The sequence below is a fragment of the Campylobacter sp. MIT 12-8780 genome (genome assembly GCF_006864535.1).
Classification (GTDB): domain Bacteria; phylum Campylobacterota; class Campylobacteria; order Campylobacterales; family Campylobacteraceae; genus Campylobacter_D.
Genome location: NZ_QHLL01000001.1, coordinates 248,128 through 266,982 on the forward strand (window position 1 = coordinate 248,128; position 18,855 = coordinate 266,982).

Consider the following 18,855-nt stretch of genomic DNA (forward strand, 5'->3'; position numbering starts at 1 on the left):
TTTAATAAACAAAATGTAACAAATAATGATAATTCATTAAAAGCGAACAGCAAAAAAATAAGTTTAAATCAATATAAAAAACAAGAAAAATAGCAAGTTAAAAATATAAAAGCCCCGAAGTGGGGCTTTAATTTTAGTATTTATCAATCACTTGATAATTATATGGCTTAGTGTTTTTATCAAACTCAAGATATTCAGCTGGCGGGTTGCCGTTAATCTCTTCGTGTTGATAGTATCTATCGCCTGCTTTATGTCCGTTCATATCCACTTTATAGCGAATTTCGCCCGGATTGAGCTTTTGTATATCTTCAAAACCAAGATTTGAGGTTTTAAAGTCATTTATACCATTAGCTGCAGCGATTTGCACGAGTTTGGTTTGTCCTTCTCTTGCCATTTCAACAGCTTGTAAAAGCATTCTTGAAGCTTCTCTTGGGTTGTGAAAGCCTGTTGAGTTTTCAGCACCTACAAAATCGCCTCTCATTTGAGCTTTTCTGTGAAGTTCTAACACCTCTTTAAGCGTAGCTGAAATTTTTGCCTGATCAGCCTTGCCATCTGTTTGATACTCAGCCTTAGCACCTAAAAGCTCTCTAAGGTTTTTAATATCCATGATAAGACTTACTGTTGCATACTCAGCACTTCTTAAATCATACGCTACTGATTTTTGAATATCTAAAATTTGAGCTTTTAGATAATCTTCGCTTTGAGTATGGCAAGTCTTGCACGCTGCGTTGATATCTTGTAAAGGTGAAGTTACATTGTGTTGAGTAAGTTTTTTCGCACCTTTTCTGATATAAGGCATATGACAATCCGCACATGAAACGCCATTTGCTGCATGCACGCCACCGCTGTAAAGCTCGCTTTCTGGGTGTTGAATTTTAATCATAGGCGCACCACTAAGTTTGTGAGCCCAATCTTTATCAAAGTTTGCACGCACTTTGTCATAATAATCATCAAACATTTCTATCCTAAATGGCTGTCCTTTTTTCCATTCACTCCAAGGAAATGCTAGTTCTATACCCGCAACTTCAATTTCTGTGAATTGATTGCCATCTCTTAAAGAATCAAACTCATCATAAGTTTTTTGAGTGCCATCAAACCATTTTTTGCTTGGATCTTGTGCTATGGTTTCGCCTATAGTTTTTACCTTTGTACCGGTTGGTTTGAAGTAGTATTCAACATGGCATTGTGAGCAAACAAGGGTTCTCATCTCTTCACGAGTAGCCTTAATGCCAGCTACTGGGTCTTTTTCATAACCTCTTGAAACAAGAGCATTAATCGCTGCTGGACGAGTAAGTCTTAAGCTCATATCGTTTGGATTGTGACAATCCGCACAAGTTACGCCCATTCTTTTGCCTCCATGTGGTCCTGAGTGTTCGGCTGAGTTTTCAGCATAGCCATTTACTGCTGGAACGGTTTTGATCATAGTCCAATATTTTGCTGAGTTAAACGCTACCCAATCACCTTTTGCAGTATTGTTTAAGAGCCAAGGAGTCCAACCACTATGACAATTCATACAGGCAGCTGGTTGTCCGCCAAAAGCTTTAAAGCCGTGAGCATTTAAGAAATCTTTATTATTTCTTGCTGTATCCATTTGATCAACTTGTATCCAGAAGTGCCCTCTTTCTTCATTTGCATCAAGAGAGAAAGGATAACCTGCCCAAAGCACAGTAAGCTGTGGATAACGGATAAGCTTTGAATACGCCAAATTTCCACCAAATTCAGTAGCTATAGGCTTTTCTGTCTCAACGGTAAGATACATATCCAAATAATCAGGGAAGTTTTTACCCCAATGATCAAAAGTTGGATTATCATCACTTAACTCGACTAAATCCTTAGAGAGTATCCCTCCAACCCCTTCGTTTTGTTTTTTGGTGATATCACTATTAAGATAAAGCACCCCAGCGATCAAAACGATAACAATTACAATCGCACTTAATAACTTTTTATTCATTCATTCCTCCTTGTAAGTTTAAAATCCTCTTTTGTGACCAACACCTGCGTGACAGGATACACATTTAAGCGTATTGTCTTTATGTGGATTGGTCGTAGCGTTAATCACAACGCCAACATAATCAGCATGACACCTTACGCAATTGTCCTGCACCATAGCCTTGCTTTTTTCATTTGCACTTAAATTTGCTGGCAAATCATTAAGCTTAAAGGTAAAAGCATAAGCATGTCCTACACCACTTTCAGCCTTAGCGATCCATTTATCAACAAAACTATGTGGCAAATGGCAATCATTACAGCTTGCTCTTGGCTCTCCTGCGATTTTCTTTGAGTGCGGAGCTTTCAAGTAATCAGCATACACATCATTCATAATGTGGCAGTTATTACAGGCTTCGCTTGCGTTTGAAAAATACGAGATTCCTTTTGCATTATAAAAGGTATAAAATCCCAACGCAAAAAGCACAAAAAGCAAAACAAGAAAAATGCTAAAAATGCTACTAGAGCTTTCATTTTTATCTAATTTTTCCAAGCACCCTCCTTTTTTGATAAGATTTTTGTTAATCATACATTAACTTTATTTAAAGTTTTCTTAAGGATTAATTTACTCTTGATTAGCTTTTTATTACATATAAAAATTGTTTTATTTTGATAATAAGCCTATTTTAAAAGGTTTTGAAGGAAAATATAAAAATTTAGATTTTGATAAAGTAAATACTTAAGTAAAAAAAATCCAGCCTTTTTAAAGTCTTTCAATGCTTAAATTTCAAAACTTTTGCTGGATTTTAGGATAAAAATTAAAATTTATAAAAAACGCACCACTTCATCAAAATCAAAACGCGTTTTTTCTGGAATTTGTGTGCTGGCTTTTTTGCCAAGTGCGATCATAAGGCTAGCTTGTTCTTTATTTGTATCAAGTTTAAGATAATCATTTAAAGCCTTTTTATCAAAACCGCCTATAGTGCAAGTGCCTATATCCAAAGCATTTACCGCATAAAGTATGCTTGCAAGTGCGATGTGAGCTTGCTCTCTAGCATAAGCAAGCTTTTGATCCTCATTCATACCTTCTAAGAAAGGCTGATAGGTTTTTAAACGCATATTTAACTCAGCTTCACTCATCTTTCTTTTTCTTAATTTACTTTCAAAATACTGAGGAAAATCAAGCCTTGAAACGATGATGATAACAGCTGCTGCTTGGGCTACATGAATTTGCTTATTTGCAATTTGTGCAAGTTCTTGCAACTTTACTTTATCCTCAGTCAAGATAAATTTCCAAGGCTCAAGCCCAAGACTGCTAGGACTTAACCTTGCGATCTCTAGAATTTGCCTTAAATCCTCACTTGAAAGCTTAGTATCTAAAAATTCGCGGCACGAATACCTTGTGCTTAAAATTTCAAGTTCTTTTTTCATACTTTCTCCTTTATTTGTTTGCATTTATTTTATGATACACAAAAATAGTAAAAATTTTTACTTTCATATTTGCTTAAAAAGATTTATAATTACACATATTTTTTTAAGGACGAGTTGTGAAAAAGACGATTTTGAATTTTTTCAAACAAAAAGAGCAAAACGATAAAATCACTATGGTAAGCGCGTATGATTACCCTAGTGCAAAGGCTTTAGATGAGGCTGGTGTTGATATTATCCTTGTTGGGGATTCTTTAGCGATGGTGATCTTAGGACATGAGAGCACCTTAAGTGTGGGTATGGAGGAAATGCTTCTTTTTACAAAAGCTGTAAGCAAGGGAGCAAAAGACGCTTTTATCTTAGCTGATATGCCTTTTATGTCTTATCAAAGCTCAAGTTATGATGCTTTAATCAACGCAGCAAGATTTATGAAAGAAGCAGGAGCAAACGGCGTAAAAATAGAAGGTGGAAGAGAAATTTCAAGCGTGATTAAGGCTTTAAGCGAAGCTGGGATTGTAACTTGCGTCCATCTTGGCTTAACCCCACAAGCTATTAATGCTTTGGGTGGATATAAGGTGCAAGGAAAAAGCTTGCAAAGTGCTCAAAAACTTCTTGATGATGCAAGATTGGCTCAAGAATTAGGAGCAAGTATGGTGCTTTTAGAGTGTGTGCCAAGCAAACTTGCAGCAAAAATCACGCAAAGTTTGAAAATACCTGTCATTGGCATAGGAGCTGGGGCGCATTGTGATGGACAAGTTTTGGTTTATCACGATCTTTTAGGTATAAATACTGGCTTTAAGCCTAAATTTGTCAAACAATTTGCCAATTTAAATCCAAAAGAAGGCATACAAGCATATATCAAAGAAGTCAAACAAGGCACCTTTCCAAGTGCTGAGTTTAGTTTTAGTGGCGATGATGATATGTTTGAAAAATTGTATTAAAAAGGAAAAATCATGCAAGTTATCACTTCCATAAAAGAGATGAAAGAACTTAGCAAAATGTGGCAAAAAGAGAACTTAAGCATAGGCTTTGTGCCAACAATGGGCTATTTACATGAAGGGCATTTAAGCCTTGTAAAAGCTGCAAAAGCAAATGATAAAGTCGTGCTAAGTATCTTTGTCAATCCTATGCAATTTGGGGTAAATGAAGACTTAAGCACTTATCCAAGGGATTTGCAAAAAGATACAAAGCTTTGCGAGCAAAACGGCGTTGATGTGCTTTTTTGCCCGAGCGTTGATGAAATGTATCCAAAAGGCTTTAGCACCTTTGTGGATATGAATTCCTTAAACGACAAGCTTTGCGGGGCAAAACGAGAGGGGCATTTTAGAGGGGTTTGCACGGTTTTGATGAAATTTTTTCATATTATTATGCCAAATAAAGCGTATTTTGGACAAAAAGACGCCCAGCAATGCCTTATCGTAGCTCATATGATAGAGGATTTAAATATGAATGTTAAGCTTGAAATTTGTCCTATTATCAGAGAAAGCGATGGCTTAGCAAAAAGTTCAAGAAATGTGTATTTAAATGAGACTGAAAGAAAAGCTGCTCTTGTGCTTTCAAGGGCGATTTTCTTAGGTGAAAAGCTCATCTTGCAAGGAGAAAAAAATGCCCAAAAAGTGCAAAAAGCTATGCAAGAAGAGCTTGAAAAAGAAGCTTTGGCAAGGATTGATTATATTCATTTAGTAGATTGTAAAAACTTGCAAGACTTAACGCAGATAAAAGATGAAGTTTTAGGAGCTATCGCTGTTTTTATAGGCAAAACTCGTTTGATCGATAATTTTTTATTGAAGGATTTAGCATGCAAATAACACTACTTAAGGCTAAAATTCATCGCGCAGTGGTTAATGAAGCAAGACTTGATTATGTAGGAAGCATTAGCATAGATGAGAATTTGCTTAAAGCAAGCGGGATCGTTGAGTATGAAAAAGTGCAAGTTGTTAATATCAACAACGGCGAGAGGTTTGAAACTTATGCAATCGCAAGCAAAGAAAAAGGAGCAATTTGTCTTAATGGAGCAGCTGCTCGCTTAGTGCAACTTCACGATAAAATCATCATTATGGCGTATGCAAATCTTGATGAAAAAGAAGCGGCTGAATTTAAGCCAAAGGTTGTTTTTGTCGATGAAAAAAATGAGCTTACAAAAGTTACGCATTATGAAAAGCACGGCGAGCTTTTTAAGTAGGCTAATTCAAACGCTCAAGCAAGGCTTTAACAAAGCTTTTATATGAGTTTTCACAAAAATCAAAATACAAGCTTGGCTCTATAAGCTCAAGTTCATTAATAAGAAAGTTTTTCCCATCATAAAACAAATCAACCCTTGCATAAAGGCTGCTTTTAGCAAGGCTTTGCACGGCTTTTAAGGCTAAGTTTAAAGCCTCTTTTGGCACATTTTCACAAGGCTTGATGATGACATTATAGGCTGAGTTTGCTCTAAACTCGCCCTTTGGCACTTCTCTTTTAATCGCGTAGCAAAACTCAGCCTTAAAAAAGATAAGGCATAATTCACCAAATTCGCTTATACCAGAGATAAACTCTTGCACCAAAGCCCCATTTTCATACTCTTTGTTTAAGTCTTTACATTCAGCCAAAGGCTTTACCTTATAGCCACTTTGTCCGATTAAAGGCTTGATGATGAGCTCTTTTAGCCCGGTATTTTGCTTAAAAGCTTGAATGTGTTCTTGCCAAAAAGGCTTTTCATTTTCGAGCAAAAATAAACTTTGTGGCAAGGCTAAATTCTCATTTTGCAAGCGTTTGAGATAAATTTTATTAATATTTGTCTTGATGAGTGAAAGTTCATTTTGTATGCAAATTCCCTTTTGCTCGCAAGTCTTTAAAAACTTTAAAAAGGCGTTAAAATCAAGACTATAATCCCACACCGCCAAAGGCAAAAGCACACTTTTTTCATCTAATCTTGCAAAGTCAAGCTTCTGCCAGGTTTCAAGCCTAGCCTTAAAGCCTAAATTTACAAGACAAGCTTGCAAGCCCTGCAAGGCAGCATTACCCTGCTCGTAGGCTTTGCAAGTTAGTATTACAAAATCATTCTTTGATTTGCTTAGCATACTTTTCAAGTCTGCCTTTATTTTCGCTGGCTCTTTTTTCAAGTTTTGGGATAGCAAGTCTCACTTTTTCTAAATTTGTAGCTTTTCCAACTTGAATGATACCCATCATATTCATGATCTTGTGCGGTGGGCATTCATAGATATATACGCCTTCCTTGTCAAAGGTAAAAGTTGCTTTTTCATCAAGCTTACTTTCAAATTTGCTTGCTCCTTCAGGGATCACTACACTTTTTGCCCAGTGGGTTTTATGTGTTGGCACGAAAGTTACACTATCGCCTGGCTCAATCTGTAAAAAACCAGGCTCAAAAACCATAGTTCCTTCACTATTAACATCAAGCATTTTTACCTCATGATTTTTAGCATTTGCACCAAGGCAAAGCACCACTACTGCTGATAAAGCAAGTAAGTATTTTTTCATTTTTTCTCCTTTTAAAATGTGTTTAAATTGCTGCTTTAGCAAGCACTATAGGCTTACCATCATCATCTTTAAAAATATCAGCCCTTACGCGATAAATAGGCTCTATAATATCGCGTTTAAGCACCTCTTTTGCCTCGCCTTTTGCCCTAATCTTTGCATCATGCAAGATTAAAATTTCATCAGCAAACTGCGCAGCTAGGGAAAGATCGTGCAAAATCATAATGGTTAAAAGCCCCTTTTCATAAGTGCTTTTTCTCACACTTTCAAGTAAAACGCATTGATGATGCATATCAAGTGCAGATACAGGCTCATCTAAGAGCAAAATTTCAGGACTTTTAATCAAAACAGAAGCAAACATCACCATTTGTCTTTGCCCCCCCACTTAAATTTAAAATATCCTTATCAGCAAGGTGCAAAATCCCAAGACTATCCATGACCTCAAGAGCTTTTTTTATCTGTTCATCACTTAAAACCATACCCAAACTATCAAGCAAGCCCAAAAGCACCACCTCTAAAGCACTCAAACTTGCATCAACATTACTATCTTGAGGCATATAAGCGATTTTTTTCTTCCAAGCAAAATGATTTGAAAAACTTAAAATTTCATCTTTAAATGAAATTTTACCCTTAAAAGAAAGTTCAGCAAAAAGTGTTGATAAAAGCGAGCTTTTACCAGCCCCATTTGGTCCAAGTATGGCATAAACCTTACCCCTTTGAAACTCAGCACAAAGCTTATCAGCTACGCATAGTGTTCCTCTGTGAATACTTAAATCTTCAAGCCTTAACATAAACCCTTCCTTTTTGAAAGTATGATCCAAAAGAAAAATGGCACGCCCACAAAAGAAGTAACTATACCCACAGGAAACAAAGCTCCGGGGATAATCACCTTAGAAAGCACTGAAGCTATACTTAAAAAAGCTGCCCCACAAAACATAGAAACAGGCAAGAAAAAGCGTTGATCTTCCCCAACTAAGGTGCGTGCTATATGAGGTGCAACAAGCCCTATAAAACCAATAACCCCAACAAAAGAAATGGCAGTAGCTGTCATCACAGAGACAAAAAAGAGGGTGCGAAGTCTAAGAGCGTTTAAATTTACGCCCATAGCCTTAGCCCTTTGCTCGCCTAATCTAAGAGCGGTTAGCTTCCAGCTATCAAGAAGTAAAAAGCTTATGCAAAAAGCTGATATGATAGCTACCACAGGTAAATTTGTCCAATTTGACTTTTGTAAAGAGCCAAAGAGCCAAAAAAGTATGAGCTGAGAAATTTCAGGGCTTGAGAGAAACTGCACCAAAGAAAGCATGGATTGAAACAAAAACAAAAGCGCAATGCCTACAAGCACAAGGGTTGATGAATCAAACCTTCTTAAACTTGCAAAACCAAAAAGCACGCAAGCACTCAGCATAGTCATGATAAAAGCTCCCACAGGCACAGCCCAAAGCAAAGATATATCAGCTGTTCCAAAGGCTATAACCAAAGAAGCCCCAAAACCAGCTGCTGCTGCAAGTCCCAAAGTATAAGGGCTTGCCATAGGATTGTTAAGCAAGGTTTGAATTTCAGCCCCACCAACCCCAAGTGCAGCTCCAACAACCAAAGCCATCAAAGCAATAGGAAGCCTTAAATCCCACACTATAGCCATAGTCGTGCTATCAATTTCTTCTTGAGTAAATTGAGCAAATATAGCCTCTACAACCTCGCCTGGCTTTAGCCAAGCTGGACCAGTAGCTATATCAAACACCATAGAAATAAAGGCTATGATTAAAAAGCCAAGTATGATATAAAATCTTTTAAGCTCTCTTTTTCGGTGAGCTTTTAGGCTTTTTGCTATGTGTTCATCTTTGCTCATTTTCATTTAGCAATGCCTCCTATATAATAAGTTCCTTCTGGCATAAAAGGCATAAAAAGTGTATGAAAGTCTTCATAAGTTTTGTTTGGATCTATATCCTTAAAAAGCTGTGGATAAAGCATTTTAGCGATAAACTCAACTGAGGCTATATCAGCCATAGTCGTTGAGGCTCTATGATAAGCTGCAAACAATCTTTCATTTTTTACCGCCTTTAAATCCGCCCAGCCAATGCGCTCTTTAAAATGAAACAAACGTCTTAAAGCCTCACTTTCTTCTATATAAACGCCCATTGCCATAGCCTCTTTGTTGGTGTGAAGCTCTCTTTCTCTTCCGGTGATGATGATTACATCAGGATTTGAAGCGATGATTTGCTCGTTATTAATCACTGCCCATTTTTGCACTAAATTACGAGCTATATTATCCCCTCCAGCTAAGTTTATCAAAGCACCCCACATATCATTTCCATAAGTAAAGCTAAGCTCACTTGCTCCTTTATTGCCAAATTCTATATAAATTTTAGGCTTTTTAAGTCCAGCTTTAGCAATGCGACTTTGCACCTCATCAAGCCTTGTTTTATAAAAGGCATTGATCTGCTTTGCTCTTTGTTTTTGATCTAAAATCAAGCCTAAAATTTCAGTGCTTTTAGCGTGCTGATCGTAACTTTCTTTATTATAAGAAAGCACGATTACAGGGATATTTTGCTTTTCAAGTAAGGGTAAATGCTCCTTGATAAGCTCATATTGCCAATCAGCTATGACAAAAAGATCAGGCTTTAAGGCTAGAAGCTTTTCTATGCTAAAAGTACCAAATTGAGGATCGCCCACATCTGCAAGCTTTTCAAGGCGAGGGATAATGCTTTTATAAGCCTCATAATTTTCGCTCATATACACCGCCCAAGCATCTTTTACAAAGCCAACAACTCTATCAAAAGCTTCTTTTTTACCAACAGCTAAAAAATCAGTATAATAAAAGCCTAAAACCATGCGTTTAGCAGGCAAGTTAACACGCACCTGCCTGTCTAAAATATCCTCAATCACAAGCTCTTTAGCCTGCAAAGAAAACGCCAAAACTAAAAAGCAAAGAAAAAACTTCATTCTTACTCACTTGCTTTAAGTATGAAAGTTCCTTCAGGTACTATAGGTAAGTATTTTTTATGAAAATCAACATAGGTTTTAAGTGGATCTATGTCTTTAAAAAGCTCTGGATACATAACCTTTGCAAGATATTGTATCATGCTTGCATCAGCTAAGGTTCTGCTTGCTCCCATGTAAAGTCCATATAAACGGTCATCTTTTATAGCTGGTAAAGCACTCCAGCCTGGACGTTTTTTATACGCATCAAGTCTTTTTAGGGCTTCTTTTTCATCAATATGAATTCCCATAACCATAGCTTCTTTATTTTTCTTAAGCTCTGTTTCGCGTCCTGCGATCATGATGACATCTGGCTTTGCAACTAAAATTTGTTCTGGATTGATAGGCGACCACTGAGCTACAAAAGGTGCAGCTATGTTTTCTCCACCAGCTAAGTCAATGAGTGAGCCCCACATATCCTTACCATAAGTAATGCCAGCCTCACTTGGTCCTTTGTTACCAAACTCAATATAAATCTTTTGTTTTTTTGGCTTTGCTTTAGCTATACGATCACTTACATCTTTAGCTATGCCTTCATACCATTTTACAAGCTCTTCAGCTCTTTTTTCCTCGCCTGTAATTTGTCCTAATATCCTTGTGCTTTGCGCGTGAAGCTCGACTTTTTCGCGGTTATAATCAAGCACAACGATAGGAATACCAGCTTCAATAACAGGCTCTAGATCAAATTCCAAAATCTGCCATTGCCACGCACCCAAAATAAGCAAGTCTGGCTTTAAAGAAAGCACCTTTTCAACGCTAAAAGTGCCAACCTCAGCTTCACCAAAATCCTCAAGTTTAGTAAGTTTTGGCACAGCCTTGCTATACACTTCCCAGCTTGACGGCGTCCAATCCGTCCAAACAGCTTTTGAAAAACCAACAACATTATCAAGCGCCTTAACCCCACCAACTGCTAAAAAGTCAGTATAATAAAAGCCTAAAGCTATACGTTTTGCAGGTAAATTAACCTTCACCTCTCTACCTAAAACATCTTTAATCACCACTTCTTTTGCATGCGCACCTAAGGCAAAGATGCCTAGAAACATAAAAAGAAACGCTAAGAAAGATTTTTTCATTGTTGCTCCTTGTAAGAAAATTAAAATGTTGATTATAGTAAATTTTTCTTTAATGCAAGCTGAATAAGAATTATTATCAAAATATATAATTTTTGATAATCAAAAAATTAAGAAAAAAAAGAAGTAAAAATATCCTTAAAAAATACACCTTGTTAGTTTGAGATAAAGAAGTATTTTGATTTAAAGTGATATTAGGATTTGAAACTTGTATTTAATTCACCCTTAATTCACTTTTTAAGATTAAAATTATATTTTTGAATTTTGATAAAAGGTTTTTGATTTGAATTTTTTGTTGCAATTAAAGTCAAGATTATTTACCCATAAAATGCTTATTTTAGCAAGCGTTACGTTGATATTTATCGTTTTTATTGTGTATTATTTCTTTTTCTATAACACAAACACAAACTCTTATATCACCCAAGCTGTGAGCAGAACCAACATAGAACAAAGTATAGAAGCAGTAGGCGAGGTATATGCTAAAGAACAAGTTGATGTGGGCGCTCAAGTAAGCGGGCAGATTATCAAACTTTATGTAGATATTGGCGATAGGGTTAAAGAAGGGGATTTGATCGCTCAGATTGATAAGGATAAACAGCAAAATGAGCTTGATATCACCAAAGCCCAGCTTGAAAGTGCTAAAGCAAATTTAGAAAGTAAAAAAGTCGCCCTTGAAATTGCTGATAATCAATACAAAAGAGAACAAAAGCTTTATGAAAGTAAAGCAACCTCGCTTGAAAGCCTAGAAAGCCTAAAAAATAATTTTTATACTTTAAAAGCAAATGTTGCAGAGCTTGAGGCTCAAGTTGTCCAGCTTGAAATCAGCCTTAAAAACGCCCAAAAAGATTTAGGCTACACCACCATAACAGCCCCAATAAGTGGCATTATCATCAATGTCGCTGTTGATGAAGGACAAACGGTAAATGCTAATCAAAACACCCCAACCATAGTAAAAATCGCAAATTTAGATGAAATGGAAGTGCGTATGGAAATCGCTGAAGCTGATGTAAGCAAGATCAAAGTCGGCACAGCTGTAAAATTTGCCACCCTAAACGATCCAGATACCAAATACGACGCAAAGATAGCCAGCATAGATCCAGCAAATACCACGCAAAGTGATGCTACAAGTGGGGCAAGCTCAAGTTCTAGCTCAACAAGCTCAAGTTCAGCAATTTATTATTATGCTCGTTTTTTTGTGAAAAATAAAGATAATTTTTTACGCATAGGTATGAGCTTAGAAAATGAAATCATCGTCGCAAGTGCTTCAAATGTCGTTGCTATACCAACTTATGCTATACAAAGCGATCAAAAGGGGTATTATGCCTTAGTGCTTGAAAATAAAAATCCTACAAAACATTATATAAAACTTGGCATTAAAGATAGTTTAAATACCCAAATCACAGAAGGTTTAAGCGAAAATGATATCTTAATCGTAGGGGATTTAAATGCTAAAAGTAGCTCAAGCATAAGAATGGGTCCTCGCTAAGATGATCAGTCTTGAAAATATCTATAAGCAAATCGGACAAACATCGATTTTACAAGGCATAAATCTACACATTGAAAAAGGCGAATTTGTCGCTATTATAGGACAAAGTGGAAGTGGTAAAACTTCGCTTTTAAATATCATCGGCACGCTTGATGAACCAAGTTCTGGTTTTTATCGTTTTCAAGATTATGAAGTAACGATGATGAGTAAAGATGAAAAAGCAAGATTAAGACGCGAAAAAATAGGCTTTATCTTTCAACGTTACAACCTTTTAAGTCTGCTTAGCGCCAAAGAAAATGTTGCTTTACCGGCTGTATATGCAGGCAAAAGCACAGAATCAAGAAATACAAGAGCAAAAGAGCTTTTAAAAGAACTTGAGCTTGATCACAAACTTGATTCTAAGCCAAATGAACTAAGCGGCGGACAGCAACAAAGAGTAAGCATAGCAAGAGCGTTGATGAATGGAGGAGAACTTATCTTAGCTGATGAACCAACCGGGGCGCTAGATAGCAAAAGTGGCGTGATGGTGCTTGAAATTTTAAAAGAGCTTAATGCCAAAGGACACACCATAATCCTTGTAACACACGATCCAAGTATAGCCGCACAAGCAAAAAGAATCATAGAAATCAAAGATGGACAAATCATCAAAGACAGCCAAAATAGCACTCAAATAGCTCAAAATAAAGATTTAAATTCATCAAAAACCATCTCAAAAGTAAGCATAAAAGCAATGCCTAGTGAAAGAAAAACTTATAATTTGCTTAAAAATCAGCTTTTTGAATGCTTTAAAATCGCTTATTCATCAATCATCGCTCACAAACTCCGCTCACTTTTAACCATGCTTGGTATCATCATAGGTATAGCCTCAGTTGTTTGCGTTGTTGCGCTTGGGCTTGGCTCTCAAGAGCAAGTTTTAGCCTCCATTTCAAGACTTGGGACAAATACTATAGAAATCAGAGCTGGTAGGGGTTTTGGCGATATTCGATCGGGTAAAACAAGGCTCAATTTAAGCGATGTAAGCACATTAAGAAGCCTTCCTTATCTTGAAGCTGTTGAGCCTCAAGATGATACAAGCGGAACTATAGTATATAAAAATATAATGCTTAATGCTAGGGCTGAGGGCGTGGGGATAAATGAATTTAGCATAAAAGGCTATGAGCTTGAGCTTGGGCGGATTTTAAATGAGCATGATATAGCCACAAGTGCGAATGTTGCTGTGATCGATCATAATGGACGCAATGCTTTGTTTAAGGATATGGCTGTAGATGAAATTCTAGGCAAGGTGTTTATCTTTGCTAATAAAGCTTTTAAGGTTATTGGGGTGTTGAAAAAGGACCCTAACCGAAGGGCTGAGGATACAACTATACGAATTTATATGCCTTTTTCAACGCTGATGAATAAGCTTACTGGAGATAAATTGCTTGATGAAATCGTGGCTAAAGTCAAAGATGATGCTTCCCCAAGCGTGGCTGAACAAGCTATCATCAGGGCTTTAGAGATTAAAAGAGGGCAAAAAGACTTTTTTACTATCAATTCAGATGCCATTCGTCAAAGCATAGAAGAAAACACAAGAACAATGACGATTTTAATCACTTCAATTGCTCTTATTGCTCTAATCGTTGGTGGCATAGGAGTGATGAATATCATGCTTGTTTCAGTAAGTGAGCGCACAAGAGAGATTGGTATAAGAATGGCAATAGGAGCTCGAAAAGAAGATATTTTGATGCAATTTTTAATCGAAGCGATTATGATATGCTGCTTAGGAGCTGTGCTTGGAATTTTACTTTCTTTTGCTGTGGTGCAAGCTTTTAATATACTAAGTCCTGATTTTAAGATGATTGTTTCAATTTCTTCAGTATTTTTAGGACTTTTAAGCTCGGTATTTATAGGCGTTGTTTTTGGCTTTTTCCCAGCTAAAAATGCAGCGAATTTAAATCCTATCAATGCCTTATCAAAGGAATAAAATGAAAATTTTATATGCTTTTATCATAAGCTTTTTTTTCTTAGCCTGCTCTCACACAAAAGAGTTAAATCTCAAGCAACACGAGCTTAGCCAAAGCGAGCAAAGAACACTAAAAATCAATGAAAATTGGTGGCAAGAGTATGAAAATCAAAAGCTCAATGCTCTTATGCAAGCTATGCTTGAAAACAACAGCGAGCTTAATGTCGCAAGGATAAATCTACTCAGTGCTATTGCAAGATATGATTTGATTGACTTTGATCTTTATCCTACTTTAAGTGGAAATTTAGGAGCAAGCGTAGCAAGGGATTTGAACTTAGGCACAAATTCACAAAATTTTTCAAATGCTTTAAATTTAAGTTATGAGCTTGATATTTATGGCAAAATTTATGATGAGCGAAAGTCAAGCGAGTTTAGCGTAAAAGCAAGCGAGTTTGATCTTGAAAGTTTAAAATTAAGCCTTATTAACTCAAGTATCGATAATATCTTTGATTTGGCATATTTTAACGATGTAGAAAGCCTTTTAAGCGAGCATTTAAGCAACCTAGAGCAGATGAAAGAAATTTATACTTTAAAATATGAGCTTGGTAAGATAGAAGAGCTTGATTTGCTCAATATAGAGCAAAGTTTGCTTAATGCCAGACAAAATTTACTCAGCAACGCACAAAATAAAGAACTTACGATCAAAAACCTTAAAGACTTACTTGGATCAAAACAAAATTTTATGCTTATAAGTTCTTTTGATACGCTTAAATTGGCTGATTTTAAGGACTTGAGTTTAAATTTTGATCTTCCTTTGGCTCTTTTTGCACACAGACCAGATATAAAATCAAAAGCAAGCTCACTTCAAGGGGCTTTTCTAGACATAAGTGTGGCTGAAAAATCAATGTTTCCAAGCATAAGTCTAGGCTCAAGTTTAAGTGGGGGCAATGAAAACTTAAACCAAAGTTTTAAGTTGCTTACCTTGGGTGGAAATTTACAGATCAGCTTACCTTTTTTAGATTATCCACGAGTAAAGCAAAATATCAAAATTTCACGCCTTGCGTATGAAGCTTTAAGACTTGAATACGAACAAAGCTTGCAAACGGCGATTAATGAGTTTTATTTATGTTATAAAGACTATGAATTTTACAACAAACTCTTAGCAAACATCAAACTCATCAATGAAAAACAAGAAAAAATCACCCTTGCTTACGCTCAAAAATACGATCTTGGCAAAAGCGAACTCAAAGACTATCTTGACGCTAAAAACAGCCTCATCAGCTCAGCTCAAGAGCTTTTAAGATCAAGGCTAAATGTCTTAAAAACAACAAATTTATATTACAAAATCACCACCGCAAAACTGGAAAATTAATTTTTTTATCTTATAAGACCTGTGTAAATAATAAAAATTTGAAAAATTTATTCTAAAAAGTAGTATAATCCTTTCTGTTTTTTAAAAGGATAAATTGTGCTAATTTTTAATCCATTATTTACTATACTTGCGCTACTTATGGGTGGCTATGTTGCTAAACGTTTGGGTGTGCTTAAAGCAAAGCAATCTCGGGCTTTTTTGGATTTTACTATTACTTTTGCTTTGCCTTGTTTAATATTTGATAGATCTTATCATTTGAATTTTGATCTTTCTTTGATCTTTTATATAGGTTTGGGACTTTTTTCTTGTATCTTGGCTGGTTTATTGTGTGTTTTGCTAGGCTTTTGGTTTAAATTTTCAAAAGTAACCTTGGTGAGTATGTTTTTGCTTGCTTCTTTTGGAAATACTTTATTTATAGGAATTCCTATCATTTCAACCTTTTATAAAGAAGAACAATTTATAGGCGAGATTATACTTTATGATGCCTTGGCTACTGCCCTACCTATGGCACTTTTTGCACCTTTTATCATTGCGCTAGCAAGTGATGAAAAAGTGAGTTTTACACAAAATTTAAAAAAAGTCTTTCTTTTTCCACCTTTTATCGCTTTAGCACTTGGCTTTTGCCTCAAAATTATGCCTTTGCCAAGTTTTATTTTTGAGCCTATTAGGATTTTTGGCAATGCTGCTACGCCTGTAGCTTTATTTGCCATAGGTTTGGGGCTGGGTTTTAACTCGATTAAATCAAGTATCAAAAGCACACTTTTAGTGTTGAGCGCGAAAATGCTTTTTGCTCCATTGATTTTTATATGCTTAGCTCTTGTGTTTGATTTGGAATTTAAGCCTTCTTTAATCGTTGCGATCTTTGAATCAGCTATGCCGACGATGACTTTAGCTGGTATTTTGATCATTAAAGCCAAGCTTGATAGTAATCTAGCTATTAGCACGCTTGCTTTTGGTGTGATTTTTGCTTTTCTTTCTATGCCATTTTTACTTTTTATTTTTGCATATTTGGGTGTAAAAATATAGTTCAAAAACTAAATTGAAAGATTTTTATGAGCCTTTGTCCTATTTTATAAGACTTTGTTTGCGTTTCTTTTAAGCCTTGTTCAAAATCCTCATATTCACTTAGTTTAGGCAGCTTTGCATTTGCATTTTGTTGAAGTTCTTGCTCGTAAATTTTTCGCTCTTTTTTATGTTGAAAAAGTATGTATAAAAGCACAAAAGACACAAAAGGCATTTGAAGCCAGCCAAAAAAGCTTCTGTGAAGCCTTATAACTGCGTAACCAAGCTTATAAGAAAGATGAAAACGAAATCTTTCTTTACTTTGGGTATTCAAAGCGACAATACCGCCAGTATAAGCACTTCCACCAAGTTTAAGCCATTTCTCATAATACTGCCACCACAAAGGCCAAGTTTTTTTACATAAGGCATTATTCCAAAAGCGGTTTTTACTCCCATAGGCATGAATGATAGATGAGTTTCTGCTTGCTCTGTAAAAAATCTGCCCTGAATATTTGTTTTTATTTAGCATTTTAACCTTAAGTTTGTTTTTGTGTATAAGCATAGAAAAGGCAACTTGATCGTTAAAATCCTCTGCTTCATGATGTTTGGCGATGATTTTATAAAAATGTTCGTAAAGCTTTTTAGGATTTTTAAGCCTATCATTAAAGCTTAAAATAGGAGTGCGAAAGATAAAATACTCTTTTAAATTTTCATCTTTAAAGGTATTTAATCCTCTATCTGCTGCAAGTGGCAATCTAAGCTTGAAAAGCTCACTAATATCTTTAAGTATTAAACAATCAAAGTCAAGATAGACTATGTTTTTACATTCATCAAGTAAATTTAAGGCTTCAAATCTAGCAAAAGCCATATGAGTCCAACGTTTGATAAAAAATTGTTTAAAGCTAAAAGAAAGTGTTGGGGTATAAAAACGAAGTTTTGCTAAAAAATCTTGTTGAGTAAATGATATAAACTTAACGCAAAGCCCCCCCCCCAGCAGCTAAATTTAGCATAATTTGCTTATCCTTAGGGCTTAAATCATCACAAAGTATATAAAAAATATCAATCTTTTTTGGCATAATTTCTAAAAGATTAATCATCATCGTTCCAAGCGTAAAAGCACTATTTGCAGTTGCAGCAAGCAAAATACCTCTTTTGAATTTCATCTTTTTTCCTCCTTTTTTATCTTTGTTTAATGAGCTGGTAAATCAAAGCCTTATCATTAGCAAAATACACACGAAAACGCAAGGGGATAAATTTAAGATAAGTTGTGCTTTGAGCTTGCAAGAGTTGCGTTTTTGTGGTGTGGCTTACTCTTACTTCAGCCTTTGAAAAGCACTCAAAAAGTCTTTCTTTGTGATTATTTAAGAAACGAAGTTTTAGAGCTTTTGGCATCTCATCATCGATAACACCTAATGCTGTTTTTTGCAAAAAACTCAAATCATCTTCACTATAGCCAAGCTCGCATGCAAAGTCTTCATCTACAGCCTCACTTTGAGTCATGGCTGAAGATATGCTTTGGCTTTGATGATACAAGATAAGATCTTTGTTGCTTAGCTCAGCCCAAAAGATAAACTCATCTTGGGCGCTAAGACTAAGCAAAGCAAAGACTAATACGCAAATAATTCTTTCCACTTATCAGCGTCTATTTTCAGTTCCATATTTACTCTGTAAAGCCCTTGATTAAAGCTTTCATCGATAATGCTTGCATTTTTAATCAAGCCATTTACTTGAGCTGTGATGGTTGAACTTCCAAGCATAGCATCTTTTACGGTATCTTTGCCATTGATTTTCACACCATAAAGTTTGCTTGCAAGCTGACGATATGCATCAGTTACAGCTGCTCTTTTAGCCAGCGCAAGAGCTTGTGCTGATGAAACAGTATTTAAAGGAGCTATACCCTCACCTACCGAGCTAAAGCTAAGTTCATTTTCTGAGTTATCCAAAGCCAGCATTTTTTCTTGCTGAATAATAGATCTGACATCATCTTTATCAACTTTTTGCACGATAATATCTTTTGAGCTCGTGCTTGTTGTTTGATTTGTCGCAGGGCTTGATCCTATAGGATTTGCCAAATTTGCTGGAGCAAGTGGATTGCTACTATTGGTGGATCTAGGAGCCACAACACAAGCCGTGATCATTAAAGCTACAAAGAGCGTTAAAGCGGTATTCTTCATTTTTC

At 36.0% G+C, this 18,855-nt stretch carries 21 protein-coding genes; 7 read left to right on the forward strand and 14 right to left on the reverse strand.

Annotation, left to right across the window (positions count from 1 at the left end; genetic code table 11):
• Nucleotides 1–133 precede the first annotated feature (133 nt).
• The 3 genes from DMB95_RS01195 to DMB95_RS01205 all read right to left on the reverse strand — a co-directional run bounded on the left by DMB95_RS01195 (nucleotide 134) and on the right by DMB95_RS01205 (nucleotide 3,357).
• Nucleotides 134–1,951, reverse strand: a complete 1,818-nt coding sequence (locus DMB95_RS01195) for an ammonia-forming cytochrome c nitrite reductase subunit c552 (protein ID WP_142930560.1) — start codon at nucleotides 1,949–1,951, stop codon at nucleotides 134–136.
• Between the two features lie 18 nt (nucleotides 1,952–1,969).
• Nucleotides 1,970–2,443, reverse strand: a complete 474-nt coding sequence (nrfH, locus tag DMB95_RS01200; RefSeq protein WP_442861438.1) for a cytochrome c nitrite reductase small subunit — start codon at nucleotides 2,441–2,443, stop codon at nucleotides 1,970–1,972.
• Nucleotides 2,444–2,751: 308 nt separating this feature from the next.
• On the reverse strand, nucleotides 2,752–3,357 hold the full coding sequence (locus DMB95_RS01205; RefSeq protein ID WP_142930562.1) for a nitroreductase family protein: 606 nt from the start codon (nucleotides 3,355–3,357) through the stop codon (nucleotides 2,752–2,754).
• A 116-nt stretch (nucleotides 3,358–3,473) separates the two neighbouring features.
• On the opposite strand from DMB95_RS01205, the gene panB reads away from it, so the two are divergent.
• Genes panB through panD form a run of 3 tightly spaced genes read left to right on the forward strand, consistent with a single transcriptional unit; the run spans nucleotide 3,474 to nucleotide 5,536 of the window.
• Nucleotides 3,474–4,295 carry a 3-methyl-2-oxobutanoate hydroxymethyltransferase gene (gene panB, locus DMB95_RS01210; protein WP_137632682.1) on the forward strand — a complete coding sequence of 274 codons (822 nt, stop codon included), beginning with the start codon at nucleotides 3,474–3,476 and terminating at the stop codon, nucleotides 4,293–4,295.
• A 12-nt stretch (nucleotides 4,296–4,307) separates the two neighbouring features.
• Nucleotides 4,308–5,162: a pantoate--beta-alanine ligase gene (gene panC, locus DMB95_RS01215; RefSeq protein WP_142930563.1), complete on the forward strand. Its 855-nt coding sequence runs from the start codon at nucleotides 4,308–4,310 to the stop codon at nucleotides 5,160–5,162.
• Entirely contained in the window at nucleotides 5,153–5,536 is a 384-nt protein-coding gene (gene panD / locus DMB95_RS01220) for an aspartate 1-decarboxylase (RefSeq protein WP_142930564.1), read from the forward strand. Before panC ends, panD begins: the two co-directional genes overlap by 10 nt.
• 1 nt (nucleotide 5,537) lies before the next feature.
• Here panD and DMB95_RS01225 read toward each other — a convergent pair whose 3' ends face one another.
• From DMB95_RS01225 to DMB95_RS01250, 7 genes are read right to left on the reverse strand one after another with little or no spacing between them, the layout of a single operon-like run.
• Entirely contained in the window at nucleotides 5,538–6,413 is an 876-nt protein-coding gene (locus DMB95_RS01225) for an ATP-grasp domain-containing protein (RefSeq protein WP_142930565.1), read from the reverse strand.
• Complete coding sequence (locus DMB95_RS01230; protein ID WP_142930566.1) at nucleotides 6,391–6,831, reverse strand: pseudoazurin; 441 nt, start codon at nucleotides 6,829–6,831, stop codon at nucleotides 6,391–6,393. Before DMB95_RS01230 ends, DMB95_RS01225 begins: the two co-directional genes overlap by 23 nt.
• Nucleotides 6,832–6,853: 22 nt before the next feature.
• Nucleotides 6,854–7,189 (reverse strand): ABC transporter ATP-binding protein, encoded by a 336-nt coding sequence (locus DMB95_RS09695; protein ID WP_260604804.1) that lies wholly within the window; start codon nucleotides 7,187–7,189, stop codon nucleotides 6,854–6,856.
• Nucleotides 7,167–7,619 carry an ATP-binding cassette domain-containing protein gene (locus DMB95_RS09700; RefSeq protein WP_260604805.1) on the reverse strand — a complete coding sequence of 151 codons (453 nt, stop codon included), beginning with the start codon at nucleotides 7,617–7,619 and terminating at the stop codon, nucleotides 7,167–7,169. The genes DMB95_RS09695 and DMB95_RS09700 overlap by 23 nt, the downstream gene beginning before the upstream one ends.
• Entirely contained in the window at nucleotides 7,613–8,680 is a 1,068-nt protein-coding gene (locus DMB95_RS01240) for a FecCD family ABC transporter permease (RefSeq protein ID WP_238386820.1), read from the reverse strand. Before DMB95_RS01240 ends, DMB95_RS09700 begins: the two co-directional genes overlap by 7 nt.
• Entirely contained in the window at nucleotides 8,677–9,768 is a 1,092-nt protein-coding gene (locus tag DMB95_RS01245) for an ABC transporter substrate-binding protein (protein ID WP_142930567.1), read from the reverse strand. Before DMB95_RS01245 ends, DMB95_RS01240 begins: the two co-directional genes overlap by 4 nt.
• Nucleotides 9,769–9,770: 2 nt before the next feature.
• Complete coding sequence (locus DMB95_RS01250) at nucleotides 9,771–10,877, reverse strand: ABC transporter substrate-binding protein (RefSeq protein ID WP_142930568.1); 1,107 nt, start codon at nucleotides 10,875–10,877, stop codon at nucleotides 9,771–9,773.
• Between the two features lie 331 nt (nucleotides 10,878–11,208).
• Between DMB95_RS01250 and DMB95_RS01255 the strand changes: the two genes are divergently transcribed.
• From DMB95_RS01255 to DMB95_RS01270, 4 genes are all read left to right on the forward strand, one after another.
• Nucleotides 11,209–12,360, forward strand: coding sequence for an efflux RND transporter periplasmic adaptor subunit (locus DMB95_RS01255; RefSeq protein WP_442861439.1), 1,152 nt, complete (start codon nucleotides 11,209–11,211; stop codon nucleotides 12,358–12,360).
• A 1-nt stretch (nucleotide 12,361) separates the two neighbouring features.
• Entirely contained in the window at nucleotides 12,362–14,323 is a 1,962-nt protein-coding gene (locus tag DMB95_RS01260) for an ABC transporter permease (protein WP_142930569.1), read from the forward strand.
• 1 nt (nucleotide 14,324) lies between these two features.
• The gene (locus tag DMB95_RS01265) at nucleotides 14,325–15,674 is read left to right on the forward strand and encodes a TolC family protein (RefSeq protein WP_142930570.1); all 1,350 of its coding nucleotides are present in this window, start codon (nucleotides 14,325–14,327) and stop codon (nucleotides 15,672–15,674) included.
• Between the two features lie 96 nt (nucleotides 15,675–15,770).
• A complete protein-coding gene (locus DMB95_RS01270; RefSeq protein WP_142930571.1) occupies nucleotides 15,771–16,700 on the forward strand; it encodes an AEC family transporter in 930 nt (309 codons plus the stop codon).
• 1 nt (nucleotide 16,701) lies between these two features.
• On the opposite strand, the gene DMB95_RS01275 is transcribed toward DMB95_RS01270, so the two are convergent.
• From DMB95_RS01275 to DMB95_RS01290, 4 genes are read right to left on the reverse strand one after another with little or no spacing between them, the layout of a single operon-like run.
• Nucleotides 16,702–17,673, reverse strand: a complete 972-nt coding sequence (locus DMB95_RS01275; RefSeq protein ID WP_142930572.1) for a glycosyltransferase — start codon at nucleotides 17,671–17,673, stop codon at nucleotides 16,702–16,704.
• Nucleotides 17,648–17,839 carry a hypothetical protein gene (locus DMB95_RS01280; protein WP_142930573.1) on the reverse strand — a complete coding sequence of 64 codons (192 nt, stop codon included), beginning with the start codon at nucleotides 17,837–17,839 and terminating at the stop codon, nucleotides 17,648–17,650. Before DMB95_RS01280 ends, DMB95_RS01275 begins: the two co-directional genes overlap by 26 nt.
• A 16-nt stretch (nucleotides 17,840–17,855) precedes the next feature.
• Nucleotides 17,856–18,308, reverse strand: a complete 453-nt coding sequence (locus DMB95_RS01285) for a hypothetical protein (RefSeq protein WP_142930574.1) — start codon at nucleotides 18,306–18,308, stop codon at nucleotides 17,856–17,858.
• On the reverse strand, nucleotides 18,284–18,850 hold the full coding sequence (locus DMB95_RS01290; RefSeq protein WP_335890269.1) for an LPP20 family lipoprotein: 567 nt from the start codon (nucleotides 18,848–18,850) through the stop codon (nucleotides 18,284–18,286). The genes DMB95_RS01285 and DMB95_RS01290 overlap by 25 nt, the downstream gene beginning before the upstream one ends.
• Nucleotides 18,851–18,855: the final 5 nt, after the last annotated feature.